The sequence below is a fragment of the Streptomyces sp. SID12488 genome (genome assembly GCF_010548275.1).
Classification (GTDB): Bacteria; Actinomycetota; Actinomycetes; order Streptomycetales; family Streptomycetaceae; genus Streptomyces.
Genome location: NZ_JAAGLT010000008.1, coordinates 194,688 through 217,477, shown reverse-complemented (window position 1 = coordinate 217,477; position 22,790 = coordinate 194,688). Strand labels below are relative to the sequence as shown.

Sequence of the window (22,790 nt, the reverse complement as noted above, 5' to 3'; positions counted from 1 at the left end):
GTTCCGTGCGCGGGTCGGCGCGTCGGCTTTCTCCGTGGGGGCAGCTGACGGCACCGTGGGCTTTCTCCTTCGGGGCGCACGGTCACACCTTGCGACGCCGGCCTCGACAATCGCTCGAGCGCGATGGAAACGCTGCTCCCGGAGGACGGGACCACGCCGAGTTCCCGGCAGGCCCGACAGTCGAACGCGTCAGTCGCGGCGGGCCAGGACACGGTACGCGCTGACCCGGTCGGAGCGGATGCGGCCGACCAACTCGACGGGCAGGTCCCGCAGGACCCAGGCCAGGCGGGTGATGTCGTAGTCGGCGTCGGCGTCGGCGACGATGGTGATGTCCGGGTCGCCGGGCTTCCACTGGCCCGCGGTGATGAGCCGCTCCACGACTGCGCGGAGCTGATCGGCGGTGAACGCGGTCGCATCGTCCACCGGCCCGAGCCGGACGACGTCCAGAATCGCGGTCCAGGAGGGGGCGCCGGGCTCCAGTACGGGCATCGAAGGGGGCCGGCACCGCAGCCACCGTTCCTCTGCTCGAACTCCCGTTGCCGGAGCGCAGGCCGGCCAGCGCACACCAGTGCATCACCTGCCCGTATCTGCCGCTATGTGATGTCTTCTTCAACATCACATAGTGGCAAGGGTCATGCGGACCACGGCAGCGCTCATATCCACGGCAGCCCTGCTGCTGACACTTGCCGCCTGTTCGGACGGATCAGGGGACTCCGGCAGCCCGGCGGACAGTGCCACAGCTTCCTCCTGATCTTCGTGAGCGATCCCCGGTTCGTCACCCGGTACGGATCACCGACCGTTCGGCCGCACCAACCGCGCCTCGTACGCGAACACCGCCGCCTGCGTCCGACCCCGCAACCCCGGCTTCACCAACACCCTGCTGGCCTGCGCCCTGATCATCGGCTCCGCCCCCACCAGCCGCTCCATGATCTCCGCGCCGGACAGCCCCCGCGCGATCAGCACCAGCACCTCCGCCTCCCACTCGGTCAGGCCGTCGTACGCAGTCTGTAAAGAGGGCATGACACGCGGGGCCTCGCCATCGGTGCTCCCCGCCTCGCCGAGAGCACCAACATCGCCGCCAGCGTTCGGCGCAACGCCCGTGACACCAGCAGGTCGCTCGCCCTCCTCGGACTCACATGATCACGAAACAGACGTCCCGCGACCACGCCGAAGCCCTGGGGTGTATCTGATCGCCGTCTCGGCAACAGCTGTCGCGGCATGTCTGTGAGGCAGTGAGGGGCCTCGCGGTTTCCGGACAGGCTTCTGACTGTCTATTTCACGCGGCGATTCGCAACTTCTCGTACTCGGCGTGGACTTCGCGCGGAGGTCGGTAACCCACCGCCGATTGCGGCGGAGCTCGTGCGGGAGGGCAAAGGTGATGGACTTGCCGACGGTCGTCACCGTATGGAAATCGTCATAGCCGCGCTCGGCGAGCCATTGCAGTACGGACAGAGTTGGATGAGTTCCTGGAGCCGACGACGATGATGGGTTCGGCGATGGGTTCGGCGTCCTCGGCGACTTTCTTCACCGCGGTCTGGCGGTTTTACGCGGCGTGGCAAATGTCGCCGCTGGGCGGGTAGGTCAGGTTCGGGAAGCATGCCTTGAGTGCGTAGACGGTTTCCATGGTTTCGTCGACGGGGAGGTTTGTCTGGAAGGGCCAGACAACTTTGCATTCGTCGCGTACCGAGGAGGAATGCGACGTCGTGAGGGCCGTCGACCAGGGTGATGCGTTCGGGGGCATAGCCGCTGATACCGATGAACTCTTCGTCTCCTTCGTGGCGATCAGGAGGATGTCTGCGCGACCACCGTACCCATGACTCGGCTATCCGGAAAGAGCCACTTCTCTCCACCCCGTGCGGCAGCTGCCCGGTGTCACAGCCGGCGCTATCGAAACGATATGCCGGGCTGGGAGAGCCTTCCGTGGCCCGGATGTTTTCCATTGGGTGGAAAGCCGGGAAGCTGGAAGTGGAGAAAATGTCTTATCAGGACGGCGTCGATCCGTGCATGGCGATTGCGGTCATCGGTTACTCCTGCCGACTGCCCGGCGCGCCCGACCCGGAGACCTTCTGGCGGCTGCTCGCCGCGGGCCGGCACGCCATCACCGAGACGCTGCCCGAACGCTGGGACGCGGACGCCATCTCCGCCGCCGCAGCCGCGCCGGACGCCGAACGCGTGCGATGGGGCGGCTTCCTCGACCGCGCCGACCTCTTCGACGCCTCCTTCTTCGGCATCTCCCCGCGCGAGGCCACGGCCATGGACCCGCAGCAGCGCCTCGTACTGGAACTCGGCTGGGAGGCGCTTGAGCACGCCGGCACCGTCCCCGCCACCCTGGCAGGCAGCTCGACCAGCCTGCCCATGGCCATCAAGGCCGCCTTCGGCGGCGACGCTGCCTCAAGATCTCCTCCACCGTGCCATCCGGATGGGGGGCGCCCTACGCGGACCGGCTGAGCCGCCACTTCTTGTGGCCGATCGAGCATCTCACTTGTGGCCCACCCGATCGTTGTCACCCGTCCGCCACAGGTAGCTGCGCCTCGCGGCTGGACAGCGACTGATCGTTCGACCTCGTGCGAGAGCCGACCGGTGAACACGTGCTGCGGTTCCTGCGGCCGGAGGGACCTGCGGAGCTCTACGGCTTCACCACGGACGTGCGCTACCCGTCGGACTTCGAGCTCCTCAACGACTTCTGCCTCACGCATCCGCGCTCGCCGTTCAACCACCAGATGGTCCTCCAGCGCACGCAGCCCGAAGTGAGGCACCTCCTCGTCGGCAGCCCTGTCACGGAGATACGCCCTGCAGAGTCGGCGACCTTCCGGGAACTCGACGTGAACGAGCTGCTTTCCGCTCCCGAGGAGATCTTCGGAATCACCTTGGAACCGGGCGACGTCCAGACGCTCTGGAAAATCTTGGACGGTCCATGATGCGTACCTTGCTGCTGGACAACTATGACTCGTACACCTTCAACCTGTACCAGTTGACCGCCTGGATCCGCGGGCACCGGGCCGTCGAGAACAAGATTCACCGGGTCCGCGATGTCACCTGCGACGAAGACCGCAGCCAGGTTCCGCACGGGCACCGGACGTGCTCGCGCCGGCAGCGCAGCCCGTCCGCGGTGATCACGGTGTGTCGCGCAGGTCGCCGATCTGGTCCAGCAGCGGCCGGAACCCGGTGATCCCGTTGGTCCTGCCGTCGACGTCAGTGTCGGCAGGACCACTGCGATGACCTGATCGCGGGCCGCCATCACGTGCCGGGCGGCAGTGTCGACGGTGCGGGATCCGCGTAACGCCTTGCCGTCACCCGCCACGAATGTGTCAGCCGTGCGGCACGCCTGCTACCGGTTCGCCGCCGAGGAAGTCCTCCAGGATCTCGGTGAACCGCGCCGGCTGTTCCTCGGCCACGTAATGGCCGCAGTCGTCGAGGACCACCCCGGTGACATCGTCGGCTGCCAGCCGCATCGTCTCGGCGACCATCGCCCCGCTGTACCGCGCGCCGCCGATGGCGAGCACCGGCAGCGTCAGCCTTGTCTTCTTGCGCTGCTCGTTCTGCGCGATCGTCTCGTCCAGCGCCCGGTAGTACGCGAAGCTCGCCCGCAGCCCGCGAGGATCCGCGACGATCGCATCGACGTAGACGTCGACGGCGTACGCGGGGATCGCGTCCGGGGTGGCTGCCTTCTTGGCGAACTGGTAGCCGAAGAAGAGCCGCTCCCGCCCCCGGACCAGCTCCTCGTTGAGGTCGGTGAGCCGGTTGAAGCCGAAGTGCCAGAGCCGCTGGTTGACCGCGGCCGGGCTGAAGACCGACGGGGTCGGCGTGAGTCCGGGGATTATGGCGTCGACGACGGCGAGCCGGCCCACCCGCTCGGGGTGATCGGCGGCGAGGGCGTATCCGGTCCACATGCCGATGTCGTGGCCGACCACGTCGAACCGGTCGTGCCCGAGCGCGGCCATCAGGGCGACCAGATCGGCGGCCAGCGTGCCGGCGTCGTAACCGTCGTCGGGCTTGTCGGAGAGCCCGGCTCCGCGCGAGTCGACGGCGACGACGGTGTGCTCGCGGGCGAGCGCGGGCATCACTTCCCGCCAGGCGTACCAGGTCTGGGGCCACCCGCCGACCAGCAGCAGCGGTGGGCCGTCCCCGCCGGTGACGGCGTGCAGCCGCAGCCCGTTCAGCTCCACGAGCCGGCTGGTGAAGACGTCGGTGAACCCGTCGGGCAGCCGCAGCGAACTCAAGCTTGTCGCGCCGTCGGCCGTACTCATCTTGGAACGATCAGTGCAACTTGTCATGCCGACGACCCTACACATCTTGAAACGATCGGTGCAAGATGTGTAGGCTGACGAACCATGGTGGGCCGCAAGCAATTCGACGTGGACGAGGCGCTACGCCGCGCGATGCACGTCTTCTGGCGCTGGGGCTACTCGGAGGCCTCGATCGACCGCCTGACCGAGGGCACGGGCCTGGGCCGGAGCTCGCTCTACAGCACCTTCGGCGACAAGAGCACCCTCTTCCGGAAAAGCCTCCAACGGTACACGCAGACCTACCACCCGCTGTACGACCAGGCACTGTCCGGCCCCCACCCGAGCCCCAGCGCCGTTGTGGCCGCCTACCTGCAGGTCACCCTGAACCGCATCGCCGACCCGACGGTCCCGGATGGCTGCCTGCTCACGGTGTCGGCAACTCAGTTCCCGGCCCTCGACGCGGAGGGCCAGGCGATGGTCCGTGCCATGATCGACGGTTTGCGGGCGATGCTGGAGCAGGCGTTGCTGGCGGCGGGGGCCGTTGAGCAGGAAGCGGCAGAGCTGGCGTTGTGCACGCTGGCAACCAACAAATCCCTGGCGGTGCTGAGCCGCGCCGGCTTCTCGAGCGAAGACCTGGCAACCGTCGCCGCAGCCGCCGCCCGTATCCCCGGGAGACCACATCCACTATCTTGAGCAGCGCGATGGACACCCAGGGCCCCGGCAAAGTCGTTAGCTGATGCCGAGTAGTGCCAGTGGTCGGGAATCCCTTGCCTCGTGGCCGGCTCCTCTGTGGTCATGGCCCGCCCGGTGAGCCCGTCACCGATCGCCGCGCAGGAGCGTCAGCCGGCCACAACAGCGCAGACCGCCGCGCTGACCACGACCGGCAGCCGGTGCCGCACACCACGACGAGTTCGTGGATCCGGTAGATGAGCCGGCTCCGTGTACAGCCCGCCAGCGCCGGGCGCGGTGACACCCGTCGGCGGACATGACAGTGCAGAGATCGGCGATGATGGTGACGCGGGCATGGCTGAAACTGGCCCGCAAGGTCACCGGGCACACCGAGGTCCTGGCCTTCACCGGCGGCTTCCACGGCGCGTCGCTCGGAGCACTGTCCGCCACAACCTCACCGCTGCTGCGCGGGGCGGCGGGGGTACGCCTGACCGACGTGACGATCCTCCCCTACGGCGACGCCGCCCACCCGGACGGCACCGACCCGGTCACCGTCCTGGAACACGCCCTCGGCCCGCAAGCCAAGGCCGCCCCACCCGCCGCGATCCTGCTGGAGACGGTCCAGGGCGAGGGCGGACTGCACACGGCACCCCGTGCCTGGCTCGCTCGCCTGCGTGAACTCGCCGACGCGGCGGGCGCGCTGGTCGTCGTGGACGACATCCAGGCGGGTTGCGGACGCACCGGGAGCTTCTTCAGTTTCGAGGACGCCCCGGAACTCCGCCCCGACCTCGTGTGCCTGTCGAAGTCGCTCAGCGGAATGGGGCTGCCGATGGCGGGCCCTGCTGATCCGCCGCGAACTCGACCAGTGGGCGCCCGGCGAGCACAACGGCACCTTCCGCGGCCACAACCTCGCCTTCGTGGCGGGTTCAGCGGCCCTGGACCACTGGAGGGACCCGCACTTCACCGAGCACGCAGAGGAACTGGCCGCCGCGATCCACACCAGCCTCGCCGGCGTCACCGCCGCGCTGTCCACAGGGGTCGCCGAAGTCGTCGGCAAGGGAGCGATGAGCGGCCTGAGGTTCGCCGACTCCACGGTCGCGGACGGGGTCCGGCAGACCCTGTTCCGCGCCGGGATCGTGGCCGAGACGTCCGGACAGGGACACGTGCTGAAGCTGTTGCCGCCGCTCACGATGTCCCTGACCGAATGGAAGGAGGTGGCGGACGTTCTCGGCGACGCCGTCCTCCGCACGGTGCCCCGAGCCTCCCTATCCGCCTCCCAGGTCTCGGCAGTGGTCTGAGCCTGCGACCAGTTGACGGCACACACGGCAAGGAGCGGTCTGGTTGGCCTGCTTGGTCAACCAGAGCGCCCAACGGAAGCGTCGGCCGGTGCGGTCGCCCGAAGCGGGGCGTGCCCCCGGCGTCCGGTCAGCGGGTGGCGACGACCTCTGTCAAGGTTCGACGAGGCACTGGACCAAAGGACTCCCAAATCTTCGCGTGGAACGGTTCTCATATTCAGGTTTTAGGTAAGGATTGAGCCAGGACCGTGCTCGTTCGGTCTCCTGTGACCCCCCACTCCCTGAAAGAAGTTCATGAGAAGAAGCACAGCCGTGTTCTGTGGTGCGACCGTCATGCTGGCCGGGACCCTCACGGCCGTCCCGGCCGAGGCGGCCATGACACAGTCCGCGACCATGGCCCAGGTGGCCAAGGTCAGTTGGAAGAAGTGCGGCACGGAGGACACTCCGACCCTCCAGTGCGGGACGGTGAAGGTACCGCTCGACTACGCCAGGCCGCAGGGGCGGAAGATAACCCTGGCCCTGTCCCGGGTCCCGCACACCGCGAGGAAGTACCAGGGCCCTCTGCTGGTCAACCCCGGTGGCCCCGGCGGCAGCGGACTGGGTCTCGCCGGTTTCGTCGCGTCCTCGCTGCCCAAGGCGGTCGCGGCCCAGTACGACGTCATCGGCTTCGACCCGCGCGGCGTGGGCGCCAGCAAGCCCGCCCTCGACTGCAAGCCGGGCAACTTCAACCCGGTACGTCCCGCCAGCGTTCCCAGCACCCCGGCGATCGAGAAGGCGAACCTGGAGCGCGCCAAGTCCTTCGCCGCGGCCTGCGGCCGGAAGTACGCGGACGTTCTGCCGTACATCGACACGATCAGCGCCGTGAAGGACATGGACTCGATCCGCAAGTCCCTCGGCGCCAAGAAGATCAACTACTTCGGCTACTCCTACGGCACCTACCTGGGCCAGGTCTACGCCAAGCTCTTCCCCGGCCAGGTGCGCCGTCTGGTGCTGGACTCGATCGTCGACCCCGACGGGGTCTGGTACGACGCCAACATCTCGCAGGACTACGCCTTCGACGCCCGTCACAAGGCGCTCATGGCGTGGATCGCCAAGTACAACTCGACGTACAAGCTCGGTACCGATCCGGCCAAGATCGAGGCCAAGTGGTACGCGATGCAGCACGAACTCGCCAAGAAGCCCGCAGGCGGCAAGGTGGGAGCCGCGGAGCTGGAGGACACCTTCATCCCCGGCGGCTACTACAACGGCTACTGGCCCGACCTGGCCGACGCGTTCGCCGCCTACGTCAACGACAAGAACGCCGACCCGCTGGTCAAGGCGTACGAGAACTTCGCGGCGATCGACGCCTCCGGAGACAACGGCTACAGCGTCTACGCCGCCGTGCAGTGCCGTGACGTCTCCTGGCCGCGCGACTGGAAGCAGTGGCAGAAGGACAACTGGGCGGTGTACAAGAAGGCCCCCTTCATGGCCTGGAGCAACGCCTGGTACAACGCGCCGTGCGCCTTCTGGCCGACGAAGTCGCTGAAGCCGGTGAACGTCGCCAACGCCAAGCTGCCGCCGGTGCTGCTCTTCCAGGCGACGAACGACGCGGCCACTCCGTACCAGGGCGGCGTCACCGTCCACCGCCTGCTCAAGCACTCCAGCCTGGTGGTCGAGCAGGGCGGCGGCAACCACGGCATCTCGCTGAGCGGGAACGCCTGCCTGGACAAGTACCTCGTGAAGTACCTGACCGACGGCACGGTGCCGCGCGGCAGCGGTGTGGCCGACGCGGTCTGCCAGAAGTTGCCCGACCCGAAGCCGCTTGAGGCCCAGCCGGCGAAGTCGGCGCTGAGCAGTACGTCCGAGTCACCCGCCGCGGTGTCCGACGGCGCCACCCTGCACGGGATGCTCGGCTTCCGCGGCTGAGTGTGAACCGCACGGCACATGAGGAGGGCGCCCGGTGTTCGCCGGGCGCCCTTCCGCACGGCCGCCGACCTGCTGGTGAATCCCGCTTGCCCGCGAGTAACGCCCTGTGCCGCCGAGCCCGGCGGTCGACAGCCGGCTCAGCGCCCCGGCAGCCTGAAGTGCGCGTAGGGCGGATACGGTTGGAAGCAGACCAGCACTTCGAAGGGGTGGCCGCCGCCGAGTCCCTGGTCCAGGGACGGGAGCGCTGTCATCAGTGCCGAGTGCCCCTTGGCCACGCCTTTCTGGTGCGGGCCCCAGCCCGCCGCGTAGGCGAAGGACGTGGCGGTCTCTGCGAAAACGTCCCGGCTGCCGAACAGGAAGAACGTTCGGGCGTGGGTGGCGTGCCGCAACTCGTCCCGGTTGTCGGCCCGTTCACAGCGTTCACGCCAGGAAGTGGCGTCCCGGTCGGTGCGTGCCTCGTCGGTGCGGACGGTCAGCGCGGTGCCGTCCACCAGCTTGCGCCGCAGCTCGGGCCACTTGCTGGGGCGCAAGCCGAGCGTGTGGTGGGCCAGGACGAGGTCGACCGGCTCGCCGACGCCCTCGTCCGGCGGGAGGCTGGTGCGCAGCGGTACGTGGACGATGGTGTGCCGGGAATAGGCGGCGAACGAGAACAGGCCCGCGAGCCGGTTCAGCCCGTCGTGGTCGCCAAGCAGAAACCCGATGGGTTCCGGGGCACGCAGCGAGGTGTGCAGAAGGGGCTGCCGGGGCTGGACAACACGGTGCTCGTAGGGCCCGGTCCGGGGCCTGAACTGGCGCAGCCTCAGCCGCATTCGGGAAACCTCATTGCCACAGGATCGCGGGCTGCGCGCCACCTGGGCAACAGAGATTCACTCACCGCCACGGGCCGGCGCTCTTCTCTGCATGCCACCCTTCGGTTCGTAGGGCACGTCCACAGTCAAGGAGGGATCGACAGAGGGCGTCGGCCCGTTGCCCGGTCGTTGACCGTGTAGGTGTGGGAGAACCAACACCGCAGTGATGACGGCGTCGTGGCCCTCCGGCCGGCCCTCGGCGCACGACGAGGCGGGCCATTTGTGAAGGGCTCGGCTCCGGTAACCACGTCCATAGCCGCGAATTTCTCTCAAGATTCTTTATTACCGATCAAGAGTCGGCCGGGCCGCTCGGATATCTCATTCGACAGGAAACTCGCCGCTCACACCCCGTCCCGGCGGGTCACATGGAGATCGCGAACTGTCGTGCGGCGCGGTATTGCGGCAAGCCGGGAGGCTCGCTACGCTGGGCGCGCTCCATGGCGAGCAGCGCTGAATTCACCCCCGCGCGAGGCCGGGGATCGACGCGGGAGGGTCCGCTGTGAGGGTATTTTCGCGCACTTCAAAAGTTAACTCTTCCTGCTGATGGGCAGGTCGGTCCCGGGAGAATTATCCCCGCCTTCCTCCTTTCTTCAGAAGCGGGATTTTCGATTATTCTGGACGGCCGGCGCGATAGACGGACTCGGTACTTGCGCGTCCGTCCTCGTTCTGCCCCTGGTATTGCTGGGAGCTGGATATCCGCCGGGCCTCGTGGGAATGCTTGCGTCCATAGCGATGGTGAGCGGACTGGTGGCCTCCCCGTTCGCGGGCGTGCTCGCGGACAGATGGCCTCGCAAACCCATGATGATCTGCTCCGCCCTCGCGGCGGCTGCCGCCATGGGAACGGTGTTCGCCGCGGTGGCGTGGGGCAGGACTCTCTTCGCCCACCTGCTCGCCGCCGCCGTCGTGGAACAGGTGGCGAGTGCGTGCTATATGGCCGCCGCCCACGGCACGATCCGCAGGCTCGTGCCGCCGGCCGACTACCCCCGCGCGATCGGCAGCCTGCAGGCGCGTGACCAGGCCACCCAGATCGTCGGGCCCACCCTCGGCGGCGTCCTGTACCAGGCGGCCAGATGGGTGCCGTTCCTCGCCGACGCACTCTCCTTCCTCCTCGCCGCGGTCCTCGTCCGGGCCGTGCGCACCGAACTGACGCCCGAACGGGAAGGCCCGGCCACCTCGTTCGTCTCCGATCTGGCCCACGGCGTGCGGTTCGTCTGGACCGACGGATTCCTTCGCTTCGTGATGCTGTGGACCGCAGGCCTCAACGCCGTGCTCGGCGCCCTCTACTACCACGCCGTCTTCAGCGCGCAGGGCCGGGGCGCCAGCGCGTCGTCAATCGGCCTGATCCTCACCTTCTCCGGCCTCGGCGGGCTCATCGGCGCGCTCGCCGCACCCTGGTTGGTACGGCGCGTGCCAAGTGCGCTGGTCGTCGCCGCCGCCTCGTGGGCCATGGTGCCGGCCGCCGCCGGGCTCGCGTTCACCACCAGGACCTGGGCCTACGGGCTGCTGCTCGGCACCGTCTCGTTCACCGCGCCGTCCGTCGTCATCGTCCTGCACGCGCGGGCCGTCCTCGTGGTGCCCGACACCCTGCAGGCCCGCGTGGGCACCGTACTGGGCACGGCCGGGGAAGGCCTGGCGGCCTTCGCGCCCGTCGCGGCCGGGGTCCTGGTCTCCGCGTACGGAGGCAGGACGGTGGGGCTCGGCTGCGCCGGAGCCCTGGGACTGCTCGCGCTGTACGCGACTCTCCGCGTGAAGTACCTGCGCGCCGACGGCCCTGGGCCCGACGCTGACACGGAACCGCGTCACACCCGCGATTCCGTGTCCGCATCCGACGGGGGCCCGCTGTGACCGGGCGGGGCTACGGCGTGTACCGGCCGGTACTGCCCGCGGTCTGCCCGACCGACCCGGACCTGATGGTCTACGCGGGCGATGCCGAGGGCCGTTGCGAGATCTTCACCTGGGACCGGGCCACCGCGGTCCCCCGCCAGGTGACCGACCGCCCCCACGGCACCCTGCTGTCCGCCATCGACGGGGACGCGGCCGTCTGGTGGTTCGACGAGGACCGCCGTGGCCAAGGGCACTGGCGGGTCCAGGACTTCGGGGGCGGGCCGCACACCCCGGCATTCCCGGGAGCGGCCCCCGGCCGGCCGCGCGGCCTGGCCATGACCGACAGGGGCGTGGTGGCCGCCGGGCTGGGAGACCCTGAGGGACTCCGTGTCCACCTGGGCCGGCGCGGCGGCCCTGACACGGTGGTGCTGCGTGCCGGCCGGCACGCACGGCTGTGCGACCTGGCCCCCCGGGGCGACCTCCTGGCGGTCTCCGGACCCGCCCACTCCGCCCGCGCGGTCACCCTTGCCGCCCCCGACGGCACCACTGTCGCGACCCTGTCGGGCGCCACCGGCCGCATCTGGGCCCTCGGCTTCTCCCCCGGCTCCGCCGACCCCCTTCTGCTGGTCATGTGCGAGCGGGACGGCCGCTACCGCCTCGGCACCTGGCGGTTGCCGGACGGGGTCGAGCTGTACCCCTGGTGCTCGTTCGGCACGGAGACCACCGCCCGGTGGTACCCGGACGGCGAACGGATCCTGCTCCGCCAGGACCGGCACGGCCGCAGCCGTCTGTTCACCGCCGATCCGGCACGGCGCACCGTCACAGCACTGCCCGTCCCCGTCGGGAGCGTCCTCGACGCCGCCCCTCGTACCGGCGGGGACGTCCACTACATCTGGACCGACGCGGTCACTCCGCCGCGCACCATGTCGCTGTCAGGTGCACGGCTGCCGGGTCAGGACGGCTGGCGGCTCCCCACCTTCGGCCGCCACCAGGACCTGTGGACCCCGGGACCCGACGGCCCCGTGCACACCCTGGTCACCACCCCCGCCGACCGGCCGCAGCCCTGCCCGCTGGTGTTCCTCGTCCACGGCGGCCCCGCCGGCCACGACCGCGACGCCTACGACCCCATGGTCCAGTCCCTCGTCGGCTCCGGCTTCGCCGTCGCCAGGGTCAACTACCGCGGCTCGACGGGCTACGGCCCCTCCTGGCGCGCCGCCTACACCGAGGGCGTCGGCCATACCCAGGTCGCCGACCTGGTACGGGTCCGCGCAGAGCTGCTGCGCCGCGGAATCGGCCGCGAGGGCGCGGTCGGCCTGTGCGGGACCTCGTGGGGCGGCTACCTCGTCCTCCTCGCCCTCGGGACCCACCCGGAGCTGTGGAACTCCGGGGTCGCCGTCAAACCGGTGGCCGACTGCGCGACGTCCTTCCGGCACTCCACCCCGGCCCTCCAGGCCCTGGACACCGCCCTGTTCGGCGGCACCCCCGACCAAGTGCCCGAGCGCTATGCACGCGCATCGCCCGCCACCTGCGCGGGCTCGGTCCGCTCCCCGCTGCTCATCGTCGCCGCGCGCAACGACGCCAAGTGCCCGCCCGAGCAGATCGAGGTGTACCTCGCCGCCCTGCGCGCGGGCTCGGTCCGGCACGAGCTGCTCTGGCTGGACTCGGGACACGACGGCTACGACGGCGCCGAGCACGTGGCCGTCATGGAACGATCCCTGCGATTCCTCGGCCGGAGCCTGGCCGGCAGCCCGGCCCGGGACACACCGGCCCCAGACGTCCCGGCTCCGCAGTGAGCCGGGGTGCACAGCACCACCACGGCCCAGCCCAGATCCGATCGACAGAGAGGGGGTGTGTGTCATGCAGAAGGACATATTTCACGACGACCCGCTTGAGGACACCGACGAGAACCGTGCTGTCGGAGTCGGCATAGTCATCCGATTCCGCAATGCCGACGAACAGGATCACGAAGAGCAATAGCAGTACCGGGGGTCGGCCCGCGCTTCGGCGGCGAGCCGGCCCCCGTCCGGCCGCACGATCCCGACCCATGAAAAGAGGCAAGCCGTGCGCGTACTCCTGGTGAACATGCCCTGGGCGCCGATCGATCTCCCGTCGCTGGCCCTCGGCATTCTCAAGCGCAGCGTCGACGAACACGTTCCCGGCGGCCGGGCCGAGATCATGCACGCCAACATCGATTTCGTGGACTGGGTGACGGAGCGTACGGACTTTGCTCTCGGGGACTACGGTTACTACTCCCTCGCCTCCTATTTCCTCGGCTGCGGCGACTGGGTCTTCTCATCGGCCCTCTACGACGACACGCAGTGGAGGGCAGCGGAATTCGCCGATGCCATGAACGACCGGCTGTCCGGCAAACGTATGGCGATGACGATGGAACTCCACGCGGCCGCCCCCGAATTCGTCCGGCACATCGCCGAACGCATCGTCGCGCTCGAACCCGATGTCGTCGGATTCACCTCCACCTTCCAGCAGAACACCGCCGCGCTTGCCGCCGCCAAGCAGGTCAAGCGGCTCGCTCCCGGGATCGTGACCGTCATGGGGGGAGCCAACTGCGACGGCAAACAGGGCGAGGCCGTGCACCGGAACTTCCCGTTCGTCGACCATGTCGTACGCGGCGAGGGCGAGGAGTCATTCCCCTCCCTGCTCAGGGCACTCGATGGGGACGGTGATCTCGCCGACGTCCCCGGGCTGTGCCGACGCGATACGGACGGCGGGGCCACGGCCAACGCCATGAGCACCAAGCCGCTGCCGCCCGCCGCGATCCTGTCACCCGACTACACCGGGTACTTCGAGCGGCTCTCGGCCTCCTCCGCCGGGTCGTGGGTCGAACCGAAACTCGTCGTCGAGGGCGCCCGCGGCTGCTGGTGGGGAGAGAAGCACCATTGCACGTTCTGCGGCCTGAACGGCTCGTTCATGCAGTTCAGGAGCAAGAACCCCAGCGCGTTCTTCGACGAGATCGTCGAACTCGCCCGCAGGCACCGGATTCTGGACATGTACGTCGTCGACAACATCCTCGACATGGGATACGTCACCTCGCTCCTGCCGAGAATCATCGAGAGCGGTCTCGACCTCCGGATGCACTACGAGATCAAGTCGAACATGCGCAGCGGCCAGCTGCAGACCCTGGCCGACGCGGGTCTGATCTACGTCCAGCCGGGCATCGAGAGCCTCAGCAGCAGGGTGCTCGGTCTGATGGACAAGGGCGTCACCGGCTGCCAGAACGTGCGGATGATGCGGGACGGCGCCGCCGCCGGACTGTCAGTGGTCTGGAACTACCTCCACGGCTTCCCGGGAGAGGCCGCCGAGGACTACGACGAGGTGGCGGTCCAGCTCCCGGCTCTGGAACACCTCAACCCTCCGGTGGAGGAATCGGCCAGGATCGCCATCGAGCGCTTCAGCCCCTACTTCAACGATCCCGGACTCGGCTTCTCGGATCTGCGGCCCGCCGAGCCGTACCGGCTCACCTACGACCTGCCGGAATCCGAGATGTTCGATCTTGCCTATGTGTTCGACGTACCGCCGCGCGGCGTCGGCGAGGCCGTCGTGGGACGGCTCAACGCGGCGATCAGGCAGTGGAAACTGTCCTACTCCGGCAGCCGTCTCACCTACTGCGACCTCGGCGACCGGTTCGTCCTGGTCAGTGCCCGGCGTGCCTTCGACTGGCATGTGCTGGAACTGACCGAGCCCGTCGAAGTGGCCTTGTTCCGCCTGCTCGACCAGCCCCACTCGGTCACCGCGGCCGTACGAAAGCTCCGGGCGGAGCACACCGACGCGGCCGGCGACGGCGAACTGAGGGAGATCCTCCGGCGCTGGCGGGAGCTGGGGCTGATCTTCGAGAACGGGGGCCACGTCGTGCAGGTGGCCGTGCCCGCGGTCAACGAGGAGCTGCTGAGGATGCACTCCCTGCGGCAGTCCCCCGCCCAGGAACTGGCGGCGGCGCCCGCCTGAGCCGCGCGCGTCCCGCGTGGGCGCGGAGCCGGTCCGCGCCGCAATTCAGGGTCCACCTCCAGCGCAGCTGGTCGTTCGAGCCGTAGAAGGAGAGAGACGACGATGACCGCGGTACCCGCTCCCACCCTGTCCTGCGCGTTCACAGTGACAGCCTGGCGTGACCACGACGAAGCCGCGAACGAGCTCGCGGGCATGCGCCTGGGCTCCCAGGATGTCGACGGCAGTGGCGGTGACGCGGCTCGACGGCTCTTCGATGCCGGGGCCCGCAGGGTCGTCCTGCCCCGTCCCGTGGACCTGACCGACGAGACGGACGCCGCCTGGGCGGTACGCGCGCTGAGCTTCGTCGGAGACCTCACGAGCCTGGCGATCGCGGTCGACTGGCAGGTGCGTCCCGCAGCCGGTCCAGACGCCTGGATCCCGCTGAGTCATCTGCACCCCCCGACCGCGGTCCTGGGGGTGCCGGATCCGGACGGGACGCTACGGCGTTGGCGCGACGGTTACTACATCTGCAAGTGCATCTACCGGCAGGGGCCCGGATTCATCCAGGTCCGCGACCGGCGCCGCGGCGAACTGCGCCGGTTCACCATCGACGAGCCCGAATACCGGGCGGCGATCGAGCTGCTCGCCGACGGCGCCCCGGTCGACGCCGTACCCACCGCGATCGTGGACGACTTCCTCCAGGAGGAACTGGCCGCCAGGCTGGGAGAGTTCCTGTGGTGGATGCCCTACCACGTACGAAGGTGGCCACAGGCCGCGAGGGTGATCTAGTCAGTGCGCCGAGACCCGCGTCCTTGAAGGAATCTCACGGACGGCAAGATTCACCTTTTGCCCCGTCTGGCGTACAACCTTCCGGTGCCGCGGGCCGTCTTACCTGGCAATCGGAGTTACACGACCAATCGTGACCTAGGGGGACATGATGCGAGGTATCAGAGCGGCAGTGGCGGTGCTCGTGGTCGCGGGCGCCACGCTGGGGACGGCGGCGAGCACCGCGGGCGCGGCCCCGGCGGAGGGCTCACGTGCGGCGGTGGTCTGCCCGACGGGCTGGGGCAGCGGCGCCAAGGGTGGTGCCGCCGTGGGGGCCGAGCATCTGGAGGACATCAGGACCGGACAGCACGAGTGCTACGACCGCGTCGTGTTCGACGTGCCCGGCGGGGGCCAGCTCGACTACCACGTCCAGTACGTGGACCGGTTCTACGCGGACCCCTCGGGCAAGTACATTCCGGTCGCCGGCGGGGCGATCCTCGAGATCCGTGTCGGCGCGTGGAGCTTCGACCTGGAGGCCGGCGTACCGACCTACCCGGGCGTGGTGGGCAAGCCCCTGCCCGGCGTGAACATCAGCGGGTACAGCACCTTCCGGGACACCCGGTTCGGCGGCACCTTCGAGGGCCAGACGCAGGTCGCTGTCGGCGTGCGCGCCCGACTGCCGTTCCGCGTACTCCAGTTGGACGACCGGGTGGTGGTCGACGTGGCCCACAGCTGGACAAGCTAGACCTCGCCTGTGAGCGTCGCACGGCTCGGCTCCGGCGAGGATCTCGTGGAGTCCGCCCATCGGGCATGCTGAGCGACGGACTGCCTGAGGATCAGGGGCAGATCTGATCAGCCTGGTTCCAGGCTCTCTCGGACTCGGCCGTCAGTCGCGTACGGATCCGGCGCGATGTTCCCGGCCGGAGGGGCCGGGTTCGGGGTGGGCGCCGGTGAGTTCGGGCTCCAGTCCCTCCCGCAACTCGGCGTGTCCGCGGCCCGCGTCGCTGCGCCAGGCCTCGAAGGCCCAGGCGGTGAGGGCGACGACGGCGAGGCCCAGGAGCCAGCCGCCCACGACATCGCTGAACCAGTGCACGCCGAGCGCGATCCGGGTGAAGCCGACGCCGAGCACGGACACGACCGCGACGCACCAGCACAGCGTCCGCAGAGCGCGCGGCACCATCGGCAGCAGGACCAGCAGCAGGATGGCGAACGAGGTGGTCGCGGTCATCGCGTGGCCGGAGGGGAAGGAGAAGCCCGGTGCGTGCGCTACCGGGTCCACCAGGGACGGTCTGGCCCGCTCGACCACTGTTTTGACCAGCAGTCCGACGACTCCGCCGGTCACAGCCGTCACGGCGGACCAGGCCGCGAGTCGCCAGGCCCGTCGATACAGCAGCCACACAGTCAGCAGCGCGACGACCGTCCGCAGGGTGAACGGGTCCCACACCCAGTTGGACAGGAAGCGCAGGGTGTCCGTCCACGCCGGGTGTTCGAGGGCGGTCTCGTTCAACTTCCGTGCCGCGCCCGCGTCGAGACGGCGCAGCGGCTGCCAGTGGCCCTCGACCAGGACGAGCAGCAGGCCGAAGGGGACGGCGGCAACGGCGGCGACAGCGGCCGCACCGAGCAGGTGGATACCGAATTTCCGGTCGGCCGCCCGGCGGCGACGGTCACGAAGGCGCTGGGCCGTGGCGCGGACCACCATTCAGACTCCCGGGTCGGCTGTGATCGGACCGGGCCGCAGCGCCCGCGCAGCCTCCAACTGCGCGGCGAAGGACAGCCCCAGAAAGAGGGCGATGGAGGTCAGGTAGGCCCAGATCAGCAGCGACATGAAGGCGCTGAGCGGGCCGTAGATCGTGTCGAAGGACCCGCTGATGCCCAGGTACAGGCTCAGCAGCCAGGTCAGGGCCGTCCACAGCACGAGATACACGGCGGCCCCGAAGGCCAGCCAGGTGTAGCCGGGCTGCCGACGCCGGGGGGAACGGCGGAAGATCGCACTGGCCGAGAGGAGAGCGAGCAGCAGGCCGAAGGGCCAGCGCAGGATGTCGCAGACGGTTTTGGCGTCCCCGTCCAGGTGGTACACCGTCACCGCCGCGGCGGCCAGGTCGCCACCGGCCACCATCATGATGAAGCCGAGGCCGAGCGGGATTCCTGCGCTGAGGGCCATCACCAGCCCGCGCAGGTACTTCTTGTGGAAGGGGCGGTCCCGTTCGTTGCCGTAGATCCGGTTGGCACCGCGTTCGATCTGGCACATCGCGGTGGTGACGTTGACCAGTGAGAAGAGCAGGCCGAACCAGAGGGCGATCTGGGCGCCGTCTCCCGCACTGTCGCGGCTGCGGTCCAGTGCGTCGTCGACGACGTCGGCGCTGGGCCCCTGCGCGAGCCGGTGGATGGTCAGTTCGGCGAGTCTGCCGATGTTCTCCGTGTGCAGCGCGGTGGAGAGCCCGACGAAGGCGATGGCCAGCGGGATCACCGACAGCACCGTCTGCAGGGCCAGCGCGCGGGAGTGGCTGAAGCCGTCGGCGTAGCGGAACCGGACGAAGGAGTCGCGCAGCAGCGGCCAGCGGCCGTAGCGGCGCAGCGACGTCAGCGCCTCGTCGGCCGAGAGTTCGTCGCCGGTCATGTCGCGGGTCTGGGGGACCTTGGTGGCGGTGCCCATTCACTTCTCCCGGGTCGGCAGCAGGACGGTCAGCGCGCCGGGCCTGACCTCGGCGGTGAGACGTCGGCCGTGGGACACCGGGTCACCGTCGAGTTCACGCGACTGCGGTGCGGCGAAGGTGAGTTCGGCCCGCCGGAAGGTGAGGAACTCGACCGGTACGCCCTTCGTGCCGGTGCCGGTGCCGGTGTCCTCGGGTACGAGCGTGTCCACGGTCGTGGGCCGCGATTGCCGCCTGCGGCCGCGCATCAGGATGCCCAGGGCGCGCATCCAGCCGCCGGGGCCGCGCGGGTCGAGGATCAGCAGGTCGAGCAGTCCGTCGTCGGGCCGGGCCGCCGGGAGGAGCGTAAGACCGCCTTGTACGGTGCCGACGTTGGCGAGGAGCACCATGCGGGCCGTGCGGTGCAGGACGGGCGCGTCGTCGAGCCGGACCGTCAGCCGCATCCGGGGCGTGCGCAGGGTGGCGACGCCGGCGAGTACATAGGCGGGCCAGCCGACGGCGGACTTGGCGCGGTCGTCGGTGTGTTCCAGCATCGCGGCGTCGAGCCCGGCCCCGGACATCGCGGTGAAGTGGGTGGGAGCGAGGCCGTCGCCCTCGATGTGGCCGAGGTCGAGGCGCTGAGGGGTCCCGGACAGTGCGGCGTCAAGGGCGTCGGAGGGGTTGAGCGGGAGGCCGAGGTTACGGGCCAGCAGGTTGCCGGTGCCGCAGGGCACCACGACGAGCGGTACTCCACTGCCCGCCAGGGCGTCCGCGGCGGCCCTGACGGTTCCGTCGCCGCCGCAGACCACGACCAGTGTCGCTCCGTCACGGACCGCGCCCGCCGCCTGGCCGGTGCCCGGGTCGTCGGCGGTGGTCTCGATGAACGCCGGTGCGCGGTGGCCGTGTTGTTCGAGGATCCGCCGCAGTTTCTCGCGAGCCGCTTCGCCGGTCACCGTGGGGTTGAAGATCACGGCGGTACTGCCGGGCTTGCGCTGCTCGGCCCCGGCGGTGGCGTCGTCGGGCCCGGTCCTCGGCGAGGGGACGGCGGCCACGGACCCGTCGGTGAAGAGGGCACGGCCGACGATCAGCAGGGACAGGGTGCCGTTGGCCATTCCGCCGATCACGTCCGTGGGGTGGTGCATGCCCCGGTAGAGGCGGGCGACGCCGACGGCCAGCGGCACGAGGAACAGCAGCCCGGCCAGCGGCCACCGCCACGGCCTGCGGACCCGGGACAGCACGAGCACCGCGAGCCCGGCATAGAGCGCGGTGGCCGCGCCGGTGTGGCCGGAGGTGTAACTGGACGTGGGCGGGGACGCGTCGAGGCGGTACACGTCCGGGCGGGTACGGTCCACCGACTCGGTGACTGTCAGGAACACCAGCGCCTGGAGCGAGACCGCGACGGCGAGGAAGACCGCCTGCCGCCACATCGGCAGCCGGGGCACGAGCAGCAGAGCCACGCAGCTCAGCAGGGTGATGGCGATCACCGTGAGGGTGTTGCCCGCCTCGGAGCCGAGGTACGACACGGTGGTGAGCGAGCCCGTACGGATCCGCTCGAATCCCTCGTTGACGTTGTCCTCGACCGTCAGCGGCCACACGTTCCGGGCGGGCCCCGTGATCAGGAGCCCGAAGCCCACCATCAGGGCGGCCTGGCAGACGGTCAGCGCACCGATGCGCGCGGCGGTCCTGCCGGTCCCGCGCGGCAGGACGAACGAGTGGCCCGGCCGGACCGCGTCGGGTCCTTCTCCAGCCGCTCCTGCGGCTCTTTCCGGTACGGCGGTCGGCATCAGGGCTCCCACGGGGGCGGCGGCTCGCGGCGGACATCGGCCGGGTGGCATTCGCACCCGATCCACCGCCGTATGCCCCCGAAGCCGAGGCGCAGACACTCCGCCACGTGGGAATCCACGAATCCTCGCCCCGGACACGCACGAAAGGTGCCGGTGGGGCATTGCCCGCAGCAACCGCGTGTGTTCGAGTCGAAGCCGCACACTCCTGCCACATGAGCCGATCGTGCGGCTGCGCGGCCGGGTCCATGGTGTCGTCGGCGAGGTCCGCAAGGACTTGGCGCACCACATCGACGGCTTCTGGAAAATCCGTCGTGGCGAGCTCGCCGCCGTCCGGCCGGTTCGAAGGCAGCATTCCGAACGCTCACCGCAAAGGCGTCGAGCACCTCTGACACAGTGTGTCCAACACGACCACAGCCATCCGCAGCCTACTCACCCAGCACCTTCTCCTACTCCAACTCACCTTCCCCTGAAGGAACTTGACCACCGAGGAGAACGCGTATGAGGATCGTCATCACCGGCGGCTTCGGCTTCCTGGGACAGCAGGTCGCCGATGTCCTGCTACGGCGGCGGACCCTGGGCGGTGCGCCCATCGACCGTCTGGTGCTCGCGGACCGAGTCGTTCCCACTGGGTCGCCGTTGGTCGCCGACCCGCTGGTGGAAGTCGTCCGAGGTGACCTGATCAGGCGCCTCGACAAGATCTTCGAGCAGCCGGTGGATGTCCTGATCCACCTGGCTTCGGCGGTCTCCGCCGAGTGCGAAGCCGACTTCGACCTCGGCATGAGCGCCAACCTGGACACCACCCGCGCGCTGCTCGATGCCGCTCGCACGCAGACGACCACCGGCGGGCCGATGCCCCGGGTGGTGTTCTCCAGCGGCATCGCGGTCTACGGCTCGGACCCCGCGCTGCCGTTGCCGCCCGTGGTCAGCGAGTCGACGCTGCCCACACCGCAGTCCAGCTACGGAACGCAGAAGCGCGTCTGCGAGCAGTTGATCGCCGAGTACACCCGCCGGGGCTTCATCGACGGACGCGTGGCACGCCTGGTGACCGTCTCGGTGCGGGCGGGCGCGCCGAACGCCGCCGCCTCCGGCTTCCTGTCCGGCATCATCCGCGAGCCGCTCGCGGGCCTCCCGGCCACCTGCCCGGTCAGCCCCGACCTGCGGGTCGCCCTCGCCTCGCCGCAGCGTACCGTCGAGGGCATCCTCCGCATCACCGAGGCCGAACGCGGCCCGGGCGGGCTCGAAGGCGGCCTTCCGGTCATTCTTCCGGCGCTCACGGTCACGGTCGCCGAAATGCTGGACACGCTGCGCCGGGTGGCGGGCGATGCCGTCGCCGACCTGGTGACGGTCACGCCCGACCCCACCATCGAGGCCATCGTCGGCTCGTGGCCGGCCGCCTTCGACAACGCGCGCGCCACGGCACTCGGCCTCCAGCCCGACGCCAACTTCGAGTCGATCGTCCGGGCGTACATCGAGGGCCACCCCGAAGCCATCGCAGCCGGAGCGATCGGAGCGATCGGACTTGACGAATAGATCGGTGAGCGTGCTCACCGAGGTCAGCGGTCCCATACGGATCGCGGCCATGGCAACCCGCACCACCCGCGACTACGCCGAACCCCCGACCCTGCCCTCCACCTCTCGGTCGGCTGGGCCGTCCTCAACTGCGGGTGGCGATCAAGCAGTTCGGCTGGGAGCCCGTGATCCGAAGCACTCGGCCCGCAGGACTTTTGGGAGACGTCCGGAAACGACCGGCACCCTCACCCAGGGCGGCTACTCCACCCACGTCGTCGTGACCGAGGACTTCGTCGTCCGCATCCCCGAGGGCATCGACCTCGACGAGGCGGCACCGCTGCTGTGCGCGGGCATCACCACCTACTCCCCGCTGCGCCGCTGGGGCGCGGGACCCGGCAAGAAGGTCGCCGTCATCGGTCTCGGCGGCCTGGGGCACATGGCCGTCAAGCTCGCCCACGCGATGGGCGCTGAGGTCACCGTCCTGTCGCAGTCGCTGAAGAAGATGGACGACGGCCTGCGCCTGGGCGCCGACCACTACTCCGCCACCAGCGACCCGACCACCTTCGAGGAGCTGGCCGGAACCTTCGACCTGATCGTCAACACGGTCAGCGCCAAGCACGGCATCGGCTCCGAGATCGAGGTCATCCCGGCCGACAGGATCAGCGAGGCGTACGAGCGTGTCCTCGCCTCCGACGTGCGCTACCGCTTCGTGATCGACACCTCGACGCTGGCCTGACCCACGGTCACGGCCATGGCCACGTCCACCTGAGACCACCCCGTACGAGGAGCCTCCGCGCAGAGATAGGGCCGAGGGCGGCGAGGGCGCGGCGGCAGCGGCTGGGGGGCCGTGTCACACCCTGGAACGCCGCCTTCCGGCATGGCATGTCTGCCCGTGATGCGGGAACAGTGACCGGGCCCGATGCTCGTCGAAGACCTGCTCACACCCACAGGACTCCGCACGCCCCGCGGAAACAGCCGCACGAGAACCGAGGAGATGAGCGGATGGCCACCACTGTTCCCTGGACCGACGACGAACTCGACCGGGTCGGATCGGCCGAGGAACTGGACGTCGCCTCCCGGCGCCAGGACGGCGAGCTGGGCGGCCCGCGCACCGTCTGGGTCGTGCGCGTGGACGACGACATCTACGTCCGCTCCGTGAACGGCCCCACCTCCGCCTGGTTCCGTGGCACCCGAGCCCGCCACGAGGGCCGTGTCGAGGCGGGCGGGGTAGAGAAGGACGTGGCGTTCGAGGACGTCGACGGCGAGATCAACGACGCGGTCGACGCCGCCTACCGGACCAAGTACGGCCGTTACTCCGCCAACACCATCCAGCGCATCACGAGCTCCACCGCGGGCTCGACGACCATGCGGCTGCTGCCGCGCTGAACACCGC

Annotated in this window: 17 protein-coding genes and 5 pseudogenes; 14 read left to right on the top strand and 8 right to left on the bottom strand. The window is 69.5% G+C overall.

Features of this window, described 5'->3' with window-relative positions:
- Nucleotides 1–222: 222 nt before the first annotated feature.
- From G3I56_RS15920 to G3I56_RS43850, 3 pseudogenes are all read right to left on the bottom strand, one after another.
- Nucleotides 223–528, bottom strand: a pseudogene (locus G3I56_RS15920) (transposase); the annotation flags it as partial.
- 261 nt (nucleotides 529–789) lie between these two features.
- Nucleotides 790–1,035: pseudogene (locus G3I56_RS15915) on the bottom strand (DNA-binding response regulator); the annotation flags it as partial.
- A gap of 276 nt (nucleotides 1,036–1,311) precedes the next feature.
- Nucleotides 1,312–1,778, bottom strand: a pseudogene (locus G3I56_RS43850) (4-hydroxy-3-methylbut-2-enyl diphosphate reductase); the annotation flags it as partial.
- A gap of 226 nt (nucleotides 1,779–2,004) precedes the next feature.
- Here G3I56_RS43850 and G3I56_RS15910 point away from each other — a divergent pair.
- Together G3I56_RS15910 and G3I56_RS15905 are read left to right on the top strand one after the other, a co-directional pair.
- Entirely contained in the window at nucleotides 2,005–2,448 is a 444-nt protein-coding gene (locus tag G3I56_RS15910; protein WP_239134914.1) for a beta-ketoacyl synthase N-terminal-like domain-containing protein, read from the top strand.
- Nucleotides 2,449–2,564: 116 nt separating this feature from the next.
- Nucleotides 2,565–2,918, top strand: coding sequence for an arylamine N-acetyltransferase (locus G3I56_RS15905; protein ID WP_343239953.1), 354 nt, complete (start codon nucleotides 2,565–2,567; stop codon nucleotides 2,916–2,918).
- Nucleotides 2,919–3,308: 390 nt separating this feature from the next.
- Here G3I56_RS15905 and G3I56_RS15895 read toward each other — a convergent pair whose 3' ends face one another.
- Nucleotides 3,309–4,247, bottom strand: a complete 939-nt coding sequence (locus G3I56_RS15895) for an alpha/beta hydrolase (protein WP_203689951.1) — start codon at nucleotides 4,245–4,247, stop codon at nucleotides 3,309–3,311.
- 84 nt (nucleotides 4,248–4,331) lie between these two features.
- Here G3I56_RS15895 and G3I56_RS15890 point away from each other — a divergent pair, with 84 nt between their 5' ends.
- The 4 genes and pseudogenes from G3I56_RS15890 to G3I56_RS15880 all read left to right on the top strand — a co-directional run bounded on the left by G3I56_RS15890 (nucleotide 4,332) and on the right by G3I56_RS15880 (nucleotide 8,095).
- A complete protein-coding gene (locus G3I56_RS15890) occupies nucleotides 4,332–4,919 on the top strand; it encodes a TetR/AcrR family transcriptional regulator (protein WP_203689950.1) in 588 nt (195 codons plus the stop codon).
- Nucleotides 4,920–5,211: 292 nt separating this feature from the next.
- Nucleotides 5,212–5,670: pseudogene (locus tag G3I56_RS44725) on the top strand (aminotransferase class III-fold pyridoxal phosphate-dependent enzyme); the annotation flags it as partial.
- Nucleotides 5,570–6,193: an aminotransferase class III-fold pyridoxal phosphate-dependent enzyme gene (locus G3I56_RS44720; RefSeq protein ID WP_343239952.1), complete on the top strand. Its 624-nt coding sequence runs from the start codon at nucleotides 5,570–5,572 to the stop codon at nucleotides 6,191–6,193. The pseudogene G3I56_RS44725 and the gene G3I56_RS44720, both read left to right, overlap by 101 nt.
- A 291-nt stretch (nucleotides 6,194–6,484) precedes the next feature.
- Nucleotides 6,485–8,095 (top strand): alpha/beta hydrolase, encoded by a 1,611-nt coding sequence (locus tag G3I56_RS15880; RefSeq protein WP_164409621.1) that lies wholly within the window; start codon nucleotides 6,485–6,487, stop codon nucleotides 8,093–8,095.
- Between the two features lie 137 nt (nucleotides 8,096–8,232).
- Here the strand turns inward: G3I56_RS15880 and G3I56_RS15875 are convergent, their stop codons facing one another.
- Nucleotides 8,233–8,904 carry a hypothetical protein gene (locus G3I56_RS15875; protein WP_164409620.1) on the bottom strand — a complete coding sequence of 224 codons (672 nt, stop codon included), beginning with the start codon at nucleotides 8,902–8,904 and terminating at the stop codon, nucleotides 8,233–8,235.
- Nucleotides 8,905–9,486: 582 nt separating this feature from the next.
- Here G3I56_RS15875 and G3I56_RS15870 point away from each other — a divergent pair.
- From G3I56_RS15870 to G3I56_RS15850, 5 genes are all read left to right on the top strand, one after another.
- Nucleotides 9,487–10,788, top strand: coding sequence for an MFS transporter (locus tag G3I56_RS15870; RefSeq protein WP_164409619.1), 1,302 nt, complete (start codon nucleotides 9,487–9,489; stop codon nucleotides 10,786–10,788).
- A complete protein-coding gene (locus tag G3I56_RS15865; RefSeq protein ID WP_343239951.1) occupies nucleotides 10,785–12,560 on the top strand; it encodes an alpha/beta fold hydrolase in 1,776 nt (591 codons plus the stop codon). The genes G3I56_RS15870 and G3I56_RS15865 overlap by 4 nt, the downstream gene beginning before the upstream one ends.
- A 268-nt stretch (nucleotides 12,561–12,828) precedes the next feature.
- Entirely contained in the window at nucleotides 12,829–14,730 is a 1,902-nt protein-coding gene (locus G3I56_RS15860) for a RiPP maturation radical SAM C-methyltransferase (protein WP_164409618.1), read from the top strand.
- 102 nt (nucleotides 14,731–14,832) lie between these two features.
- Nucleotides 14,833–15,498, top strand: coding sequence for a DUF5825 family protein (locus G3I56_RS15855; RefSeq protein ID WP_164409617.1), 666 nt, complete (start codon nucleotides 14,833–14,835; stop codon nucleotides 15,496–15,498).
- A 148-nt stretch (nucleotides 15,499–15,646) separates the two neighbouring features.
- Nucleotides 15,647–16,219, top strand: coding sequence for a hypothetical protein (locus G3I56_RS15850; protein ID WP_164409684.1), 573 nt, complete (start codon nucleotides 15,647–15,649; stop codon nucleotides 16,217–16,219).
- 141 nt (nucleotides 16,220–16,360) lie between these two features.
- Here the strand turns inward: G3I56_RS15850 and G3I56_RS15845 are convergent, their stop codons facing one another.
- The 3 genes from G3I56_RS15845 to G3I56_RS15835 are packed head-to-tail and all read right to left on the bottom strand — an operon-like array spanning nucleotide 16,361 to nucleotide 19,888.
- Nucleotides 16,361–17,173 (bottom strand): phosphatase PAP2 family protein, encoded by an 813-nt coding sequence (locus tag G3I56_RS15845; protein WP_164409616.1) that lies wholly within the window; start codon nucleotides 17,171–17,173, stop codon nucleotides 16,361–16,363.
- Nucleotides 17,174–18,127, bottom strand: a complete 954-nt coding sequence (locus G3I56_RS15840; RefSeq protein WP_164409615.1) for a YihY/virulence factor BrkB family protein — start codon at nucleotides 18,125–18,127, stop codon at nucleotides 17,174–17,176.
- A complete protein-coding gene (locus G3I56_RS15835) occupies nucleotides 18,128–19,888 on the bottom strand; it encodes a diacylglycerol kinase family protein (protein ID WP_164409614.1) in 1,761 nt (586 codons plus the stop codon). It lies immediately after the preceding gene.
- A 498-nt stretch (nucleotides 19,889–20,386) separates the two neighbouring features.
- Between G3I56_RS15835 and denD the strand changes: the two genes are divergently transcribed.
- The 3 genes and pseudogenes from denD to G3I56_RS15820 all read left to right on the top strand — a co-directional run bounded on the left by denD (nucleotide 20,387) and on the right by G3I56_RS15820 (nucleotide 22,783).
- Nucleotides 20,387–21,418 carry a D-erythronate dehydrogenase gene (gene denD / locus G3I56_RS15830; RefSeq protein WP_164409613.1) on the top strand — a complete coding sequence of 344 codons (1,032 nt, stop codon included), beginning with the start codon at nucleotides 20,387–20,389 and terminating at the stop codon, nucleotides 21,416–21,418.
- A gap of 226 nt (nucleotides 21,419–21,644) precedes the next feature.
- A pseudogene (locus G3I56_RS15825) lies at nucleotides 21,645–22,133 on the top strand (zinc-binding dehydrogenase); the annotation flags it as partial.
- Between the two features lie 266 nt (nucleotides 22,134–22,399).
- Nucleotides 22,400–22,783: a DUF2255 family protein gene (locus tag G3I56_RS15820; protein WP_164409612.1), complete on the top strand. Its 384-nt coding sequence runs from the start codon at nucleotides 22,400–22,402 to the stop codon at nucleotides 22,781–22,783.
- Nucleotides 22,784–22,790: the final 7 nt, after the last annotated feature.

Excerpts from the sequence above, each read along its gene's own strand:
- G3I56_RS15910 (WP_239134914.1), top strand. The coding sequence starts at position 2,005 with ATGGCGATTGCGGTCATCGGTTACTCCTGCCGACTGCCCGGCGCGCCC.
- G3I56_RS15850 (WP_164409684.1), top strand. The coding sequence starts at position 15,647 with ATGCGAGGTATCAGAGCGGCAGTGGCGGTGCTCGTGGTCGCGGGCGCC.
- G3I56_RS15840 (WP_164409615.1), bottom strand. The coding sequence starts at position 18,127 with ATGGGCACCGCCACCAAGGTCCCCCAGACCCGCGACATGACCGGCGAC.
- denD (WP_164409613.1), top strand. The coding sequence starts at position 20,387 with ATGAGGATCGTCATCACCGGCGGCTTCGGCTTCCTGGGACAGCAGGTC.
- G3I56_RS15820 (WP_164409612.1), top strand. The coding sequence starts at position 22,400 with ATGGCCACCACTGTTCCCTGGACCGACGACGAACTCGACCGGGTCGGA.
- G3I56_RS15870 (WP_164409619.1), top strand. The coding sequence starts at position 9,487 with ATGGGCAGGTCGGTCCCGGGAGAATTATCCCCGCCTTCCTCCTTTCTT.
- G3I56_RS15895 (WP_203689951.1), bottom strand. The coding sequence starts at position 4,247 with ATGAGTACGGCCGACGGCGCGACAAGCTTGAGTTCGCTGCGGCTGCCC.
- G3I56_RS15875 (WP_164409620.1), bottom strand. The coding sequence starts at position 8,904 with ATGCGGCTGAGGCTGCGCCAGTTCAGGCCCCGGACCGGGCCCTACGAG.
- G3I56_RS15835 (WP_164409614.1), bottom strand. The coding sequence starts at position 19,888 with ATGCCGACCGCCGTACCGGAAAGAGCCGCAGGAGCGGCTGGAGAAGGA.
- G3I56_RS15855 (WP_164409617.1), top strand. The coding sequence starts at position 14,833 with ATGACCGCGGTACCCGCTCCCACCCTGTCCTGCGCGTTCACAGTGACA.
- G3I56_RS15890 (WP_203689950.1), top strand. The coding sequence starts at position 4,332 with ATGGTGGGCCGCAAGCAATTCGACGTGGACGAGGCGCTACGCCGCGCG.
- G3I56_RS15880 (WP_164409621.1), top strand. The coding sequence starts at position 6,485 with ATGAGAAGAAGCACAGCCGTGTTCTGTGGTGCGACCGTCATGCTGGCC.
- G3I56_RS15845 (WP_164409616.1), bottom strand. The coding sequence starts at position 17,173 with ATGGTGGTCCGCGCCACGGCCCAGCGCCTTCGTGACCGTCGCCGCCGG.